The 232-nt window shown below is 32.8% G+C and carries 1 protein-coding gene; it reads right to left on the bottom strand.

Features of this window, described 5'->3' with window-relative positions; genetic code table 11:
- Nucleotides 1–97: 97 nt before the first annotated feature.
- Nucleotides 98–232 (bottom strand): toxin-antitoxin system HicB family antitoxin (locus TY19_RS26255; RefSeq protein WP_148300600.1); only part of this gene is annotated, 135 nt, incomplete at its 5' end.

Below are 232 nucleotides of genomic sequence, written 5' to 3'. Positions count from 1 at the left end.
AGATGAGTTTATTGGAGAGTTTGAAAATAATTATAGTCACTTAAAACTTTCTTTTTTATTCATTAATTCAATCCTTGTTTTAAGAATTTAAAAGGCATCAAGCTGTAGAAAGCTTATTGACTATGTAAGTGTTAATACTCATTCCATTTTGAGCCGCTTGCGCTGCGATTTTCACATAAAGATCTGAAGGCATTCTTAAGCTGAACTTTCCTGAGTACGACTTTTCTGGCTC

The organism is Candidatus Protochlamydia sp. R18 (assembly GCF_000648255.1).
Classification (GTDB): domain Bacteria; phylum Chlamydiota; class Chlamydiia; order Chlamydiales; family Parachlamydiaceae; genus Protochlamydia; species Protochlamydia amoebophila.
This window is presented reverse-complemented; position numbering and strand designations above follow the sequence as displayed.